Here is a 6000-nt window from a genome sequence, read left to right as displayed (position 1 = left end):
TCCCGAACTCAGCAGTGAAACGATGCATCGCCGATGGTAGTGTGGGGTTTCCCCATGTGAGAGTAGGTCATCGTCAAGATTAAATTCCGAAACCCCTATCTGCGTATGCAGGTAGGGGTTTTGTTTTTGTCCGCGGGAAAGTCACGGCTACTGGATTTCTATGCAATCGCTCGGTGCGTGGCTATCATGCGGGCCTCATTGTGAGGCGAGACCTGCATGCTGACGTTGTTAAAGCTTCTTAAAGATGGCCGATTCCATTCGGGTCAAGCATTGGGTGCTGCCCTGGGCGTCAGCCGTAGTGCTGTGTGGAAGCAGCTTCAGCATTTGGAAGCTGAGCTGGGTTTGTCTATTCACAAGGTTCGTGGGCGCGGCTATCAATTGTCCGCGCCATTGGCGCTGCTCGATCCTGCCGAGATAAGCGCTCAGGCGCCTTCTTGCAACTGGCCCGTCCGGGTTTACGATTCAATCGACTCCACTAATGCCGAGGCGCTGCGCGCTATTGATCGTGGGCAAGCGGCGCCGTTTGTGGTGCTTTCGGAGCGGCAGACAGCCGGGCGTGGGCGGCGTGGTCGCAAGTGGGTTAGTCCGTTCGCAGAAAACGTCTATTACAGCCTGGTGCTACGCATTGATGGTGGGATGCGTCAGTTGGAGGGCTTGAGTCTCGTCGTTGGGCTCGCTGTCTTGCAGACGTTGCGTGAACTCGGTATTGCAGCCGCTGGATTGAAATGGCCTAACGATGTCCTTGTAGGTCAGAAAAAAATCGCGGGGATACTGCTCGAGTTGGTTGGTGATCCTGCAGATGTGTGTCACGTGGTCCTAGGAGTGGGAATCAATGTGAACATGCAGTCCGCTGACGAAGTGGACCAGCAATGGACATCCCTGCGGCTCGAGTCAGGCAAATTGTTTGATCGCAACCAATTGGTCGCGGTGTTGGGGGAGATGCTGCAGCGATACCTGGCTCGTCACCAGGCAGGTGGTTTTTTGGCCATCCAGTCGGAGTGGGAGCAAAATCATCTGTGGCAGGGGCGAAGCGTGTCGTTGATTGCCGGTGTCAATCAAATTGATGGTGAGGTACTTGGTATCGATGGCCAGGGCGCCTTGCGCCTGAAGGTGGATGGTGTGGAGAAAGTCTTCAGTGGTGGTGAGTTGAGCCTGAGGTTGCGTGATGATTCTTGAGCTCGATTGTGGGAATAGTTTCATCAAGTGGCGTGTGCTTGCCGTTAATGCCGGGCAGGTGCTTGGTGAGGGAGTCGTCGATTCCAATCTCGCATTGCTGGAGGGGTTGGGGGGGCTCAAAGGGCTTGCCCTCACATTTTGCCGGCTGGTGAGCGTCAGGACCGCGGAGGAAACCGCTGCGCTGACTTCTTTGCTCAGGGATACCTTTGATGTGCCGGTTGTGTGCGCAACGCCAGCGCGCGAAATGTCAGGTGTGCGCAATGGGTATGAGGAGTTTGAGCGGCTGGGTCTGGACCGGTGGCTTGCAATGCTCGGAGGCTTTCATCTGGCTTCAGGTGCGTGCCTGGTGCTCGACTTCGGTACGGCGGTGACTGCTGACTTTATCGCGGCGGATGGAGAGCACCTGGGTGGTTTCATCTGTCCGGGGATGCCGTTGATGCGAAACCAATTGCGCACCCACACTCGCAAAATTCGTTATGGGGATCTGGCGGCCGAGCAGGCTCTGGAAAGTCTTGTCCCGGGGCGCGCGACTGTCGAGGCTGTAGAGCGTGGTTGTCTGTTGATGTTGCGCGGCTTCGTAATGACTCAGCTCGAGTTGGCGCGCAGCTACTGGGGTGAGGACTTTGTCGTATTCCTCACCGGGGGGGATGCGAGCCTGGTTACTGAGGCCGTGCCTCAGGCCAGGGTTGTTCCGGACTTGGTGTTTGTCGGATTGGCCATGGCCTGTCCCTTGTCCTGAGGTTTTTATGCGTTGGTTGTTTCTGCTGCTGCTTGTCCTCAATGGCTTCTACTACATCTGGCATCAACAAGAGGCACCTCTGCGCGCGAAGGATGTCACGCCTTTGAGTCTGTATCGCGGGTCTCAACAAGATATCCGCTTGTTGAGCGAAGCAGGTGACGTCTCCAAGGATAAGGGTAAAGCTGTCTCGACAGACAATGGCTGCCTTTATCTGGGCGGCTATACGCGCCAGGAGGCCGTGCAGGCGGTTGAGCGTCGTTTGAGCGGGATGGAGGTCAAGTATCAGTCCCTGCCGAAAGCTGCGACCGAAGGGGCAGGGTATTGGGTGCGTATCGCGCCGGAAAGCCGGCGTTGGCTGGACGATTTGCAGCTGATAAACCTTTCTAAAGAATTCAATGAGTTAAAACATAAAATAATGCCGTGCGAGGGGGTTGCACCCATCGAATAGTTTGCATAGAATGGCGCCCGCTCCACAGCGAACACCGGAAACGGTTAACGGTGTGAAGCGAGGTCAACGCAGCTAAGCTCAGGTTTTTAATGAGAAAAATGCTTGACAGAAGGCTGGCATGATGTAGAATGCCGGCTCGCTTAGGAGGGGTTCCCGAGCGGCCAAAGGGATCAGACTGTAAATCTGACGTCTACGACTTCGAAGGTTCGAATCCTTCCCCCTCCACCATTTTTAGCGAGAGCTGTAAGCCTCGCGGGTATAGTTTAGTGGTAGAACCTCAGCCTTCCAAGCTGATGATGCGGGTTCGATTCCCGCTACCCGCTCCAAGTTTACAGGTTTTGCACAGTGTTACGCTCTTGTAGCTCAGTTGGTAGAGCACACCCTTGGTAAGGGTGAGGTCAGCGGTTCAAATCCGCTCAAGAGCTCCATATAACAAGGCAGATATGAAAATATCTGCCTTTGTTTTAGGTGGTAGTGGTTGCGCCTGATTGTGTTTCTGAAGGTTGCCGGTGTCGAGAATGCCGGTGTCGCAACCAGGATTGCCTGGTAAGTGTTGTAAAGTCTTTTTCGGGTCGGCATAATGGTCGGCCTGATTTTGTTTTAGGTCAGTAGCTCAATTGGCAGAGCGACGGTCTCCAAAACCGTAGGTTGGGGGTTCGATTCCCTCCTGACCTGCCAGATTCACTCGGTGTGTCTGGCTTTCTTTTCACAGGATCTTCATAGATGACTCCTAAAGCTGAAGCTCAAGGCTCTCGTTTCGACCTCCTCAAGTGGCTTGTAGTAGTCGCTCTGGTGGTTGTTGGCGTTGTTGGCAATCAGTACTTTTCTGCTTCGCCGATCCTGTACCGCGTACTCGCATTGCTTGCTATTGCTGCTGTAGCTGCCTTTGTAGGCCTGCAGACGGTCAAGGGCAAGTCTTTCTTTGTACTGGTTAAGGAAGCGCGCACCGAAATTCGTAAAGTCGTTTGGCCAACTCGCCAAGAAACCACGCAGACCACGTTGATCGTTGTGGCTGTTGTCCTGGTTATGGCGTTGCTGTTGTGGGGGCTTGATTCCCTGCTCGGCTGGCTTGTTTCCTTGATCGTCGGCTAAGGGTGTCCCGTGGCTAAGCGTTGGTATGTTGTGCATGCTTACTCCGGTTACGAGAAGCATGTAATGCGCTCGCTGATCGAGCGCGTAAAGCTGGCCGGTATGGAAGATGGCTTCGGCGAGATTCTGGTTCCCACTGAAGAAGTGGTTGAAATGCGCAATGGCCAGAAGCGCAAAAGCGAACGCAAATTCTTCCCTGGCTATGTGCTGGTGCAGATGGATATGAACGAGGGTACTTGGCACTTGGTTAAGGATACTCCTCGGGTGATGGGTTTCATCGGCGGTACTGCTGATAAGCCTGCGCCAATCACCGATAAAGAAGCAGAAGCCATTCTGCGTCGCGTTGCCGATGGTAGCGACAAGCCGAAGCCGAAGACGTTGTTCGAGCCGGGTGAGTCGGTGCGCGTCAACGACGGTCCGTTTGCGGACTTTACCGGTGTTGTTGAAGAAGTTAACTACGAAAAGAGCCGGATTCAGGTCGCAGTGCTCATTTTCGGTCGCTCTACTCCGGTGGAGCTCGAGTTCAGCCAGGTCGAAAAGGTCTAGTTGAACAAAAATCCCAACCCCGCAGCCGTAGGCTGTGGGGTTTTGTCGTCACTGGGATAAACGCGCAAGTAACCGGGGAGCCTCTCGAGGCGTTCGAACCCGTAATTGGAGTGCCTCATGGCCAAGAAGATTACCGCTTACATCAAGCTGCAAGTGAAGGCCGCTCAGGCTAACCCAAGCCCACCTGTTGGTCCTGCTCTGGGTCAGCACGGCGTGAACATCATGGAATTCTGCAAGGCTTTCAACGCCCGTACTCAGGGTCTTGAGCCAGGTCTGCCGACTCCAGTGATCATCACTGTCTACAGCGACCGTAGCTTCACTTTCGAAACCAAATCCACCCCTGCTTCGGTTCTGCTGAAGAAGGCGGCCGGTCTGACCAGCGGTTCCGCTCGTCCGAACACCGTTAAGGTTGGCACCGTGACCCGTGCTCAGCTGGAAGAAATCGCGAAAACCAAAAACGCGGATCTGACTGCAGCTGATATGGAAGCAGCCGTGCGTACCATCGCCGGTTCTGCTCGTAGCATGGGCCTTAACGTGGAGGGTGTGTAATGGCTAAGCTGACCAAGCGTCAAAAGGCTATCGCCGGCAAAATCGAAGCAGGCAAGGCCTACAACTTTGTAGACGCTGCTGCCCTGCTGGCCGAGCTGTCGACTGTCAAGTTCAGCGAGTCGTTCGACGTAGCTGTAAACCTGGGTGTTGACCCGCGTAAATCCGACCAGGTCGTTCGTAGCGCTACTGTGCTGCCACACGGCACTGGCAAGACCGTTCGCGTTGCTGTGTTCACCCAGGGTCCAGCTGCTGAAGCCGCTCTGGCTGCCGGCGCTGACCGCGTAGGTATGGACGATCTGGCTGCCGAAATGAAAGGCGGCGACCTGAACTATGACGTAGTGATCGCATCCCCGGATGCAATGCGCGTTGTAGGTCAGTTGGGTCAGATCCTCGGTCCACGTGGCCTGATGCCTAACCCTAAAGTCGGCACCGTAACTCCAGACGTAGCTACCGCGGTTAAAAACGCCAAGGCTGGTCAGGTTCGTTATCGCACCGACAAAAACGGCATCATCCACACTTCCGTTGGCAAGATCGGCTTCGACGCCGTCAAGCTGAAGGAAAACGTTGAAGCCCTGATCGCTGATCTGAAGCGTATCAAGCCAGCTTCCTCGAAAGGCATTTACGTCAAGCGCGTTACCCTGAGCACCACTATGGGCCCAGGTCTGGTCATCGACCAAAGCTCGCTCGACGCGTAAGACACAGATTGGTGCAAGCGATTGCGCCAATTGAAAAATTGGGGTCCCTGCCTGGCGGGGGCTATCCAAGACCGTAGGCGACGCAAGTCTTAAACCACAAGCCTACGCAGATGGTGCTCCCGGTTCCTTACCGAATCAGACACCAAAACGACATCCGGTTTCGACCAGATGAAACGGTAACAAGCAGGAGTTAAACCCGTGGCAATTAAACTCGAAGACAAGAAGGCCATCGTCGCTGAAGTCAACGAGGCTGCCAAAGTCGCTCTGTCCGCTGTCGTGGCTGATGCCCGTGGCGTAACAGTAGGCGCGATGACCGGACTCCGTAAAGAGGCTCGTGAAGCTGGCGTTTACGTACGTGTTGTACGTAACACCCTGCTCAAGCGCGCTGTTGCTGACACTGAATTCAGTGTCCTCAACGACGTGTTCACTGGCCCTACCCTGATTGCGTTCTCCAAGGAACATCCAGGCGCTGCTGCCCGGATCTTCAAGGAATTCGCAAAGGGTCAGGACAAGTTCGAGATCAAGGCAGCTGCGTTCGAGGGCAAGTTCCTCGCAGCTAACCAAATCGACGTACTGGCAACTCTGCCGACCCGTGACGAAGCAATTTCTCAGCTGATGAGCGTGATTCAAGGCGCTACCAGCAAGTTGGCTCGTACTCTGGCGGCAATTCGCGACCAGAAAGAAGCTGCTGCAGCCTAAGGCTCGTCAACTTCTCGCGTTTTTTGTTTTTTTCGATGGTCGCGTAGGCCGTCCCCAAT

The 6000-nt window shown here is 54.9% G+C and carries 8 protein-coding genes and 4 tRNA genes; all 12 read left to right on the top strand.

Annotation, left to right across the window (positions count from 1 at the left end):
• Window positions 1–216 precede the first annotated feature (216 nt).
• The gene (gene birA, locus KGB29_RS14225) at window positions 217–1176 is read left to right on the top strand and encodes a bifunctional biotin--[acetyl-CoA-carboxylase] ligase/biotin operon repressor BirA (protein ID WP_150814490.1); all 960 of its coding nucleotides are present in this window, start codon (window positions 217–219) and stop codon (window positions 1174–1176) included.
• Entirely contained in the window at window positions 1166–1915 is a 750-nt protein-coding gene (locus KGB29_RS14220; protein WP_150814489.1) for a pantothenate kinase, read from the top strand. The genes birA and KGB29_RS14220 overlap by 11 nt, the downstream gene beginning before the upstream one ends.
• A gap of 7 nt (window positions 1916–1922) precedes the next feature.
• Complete coding sequence (locus KGB29_RS14215) at window positions 1923–2363, top strand: hypothetical protein (RefSeq protein WP_150814488.1); 441 nt, start codon at window positions 1923–1925, stop codon at window positions 2361–2363.
• Between the two features lie 143 nt (window positions 2364–2506).
• Window positions 2507–2591 (top strand) — tRNA-Tyr (locus KGB29_RS14210).
• Between the two features lie 24 nt (window positions 2592–2615).
• Window positions 2616–2689, top strand: a tRNA-Gly gene (locus KGB29_RS14205).
• Window positions 2690–2715: 26 nt separating this feature from the next.
• Window positions 2716–2791: transfer RNA gene (locus tag KGB29_RS14200), tRNA-Thr, on the top strand.
• Between the two features lie 174 nt (window positions 2792–2965).
• Window positions 2966–3041: transfer RNA gene (locus KGB29_RS14195), tRNA-Trp, on the top strand.
• A 45-nt stretch (window positions 3042–3086) separates the two neighbouring features.
• A complete protein-coding gene (gene secE, locus KGB29_RS14190; protein ID WP_007984402.1) occupies window positions 3087–3455 on the top strand; it encodes a preprotein translocase subunit SecE in 369 nt (122 codons plus the stop codon).
• A gap of 9 nt (window positions 3456–3464) precedes the next feature.
• Window positions 3465–3998, top strand: coding sequence for a transcription termination/antitermination protein NusG (gene nusG, locus KGB29_RS14185; RefSeq protein WP_007984405.1), 534 nt, complete (start codon window positions 3465–3467; stop codon window positions 3996–3998).
• Between the two features lie 117 nt (window positions 3999–4115).
• Complete coding sequence (gene rplK / locus KGB29_RS14180; RefSeq protein ID WP_007933726.1) at window positions 4116–4547, top strand: 50S ribosomal protein L11; 432 nt, start codon at window positions 4116–4118, stop codon at window positions 4545–4547.
• Window positions 4547–5242 (top strand): 50S ribosomal protein L1, encoded by a 696-nt coding sequence (gene rplA / locus KGB29_RS14175; RefSeq protein ID WP_003186095.1) that lies wholly within the window; start codon window positions 4547–4549, stop codon window positions 5240–5242. The genes rplK and rplA overlap by 1 nt, the downstream gene beginning before the upstream one ends.
• Window positions 5243–5440: 198 nt before the next feature.
• The gene (gene rplJ, locus KGB29_RS14170; protein WP_007970413.1) at window positions 5441–5941 is read left to right on the top strand and encodes a 50S ribosomal protein L10; all 501 of its coding nucleotides are present in this window, start codon (window positions 5441–5443) and stop codon (window positions 5939–5941) included.
• Window positions 5942–6000 lie beyond the last annotated feature (59 nt).

The sequence above is a fragment of the Pseudomonas sp. BF-B-30 genome, assembly GCF_019956305.1.
Taxonomy (GTDB): Bacteria; Pseudomonadota; Gammaproteobacteria; order Pseudomonadales; family Pseudomonadaceae; genus Aquipseudomonas; species Aquipseudomonas jessenii.
The sequence above is the reverse complement of the archived record's forward strand: the minus strand, read 5'-3'. Positions and strand labels throughout refer to the sequence as shown.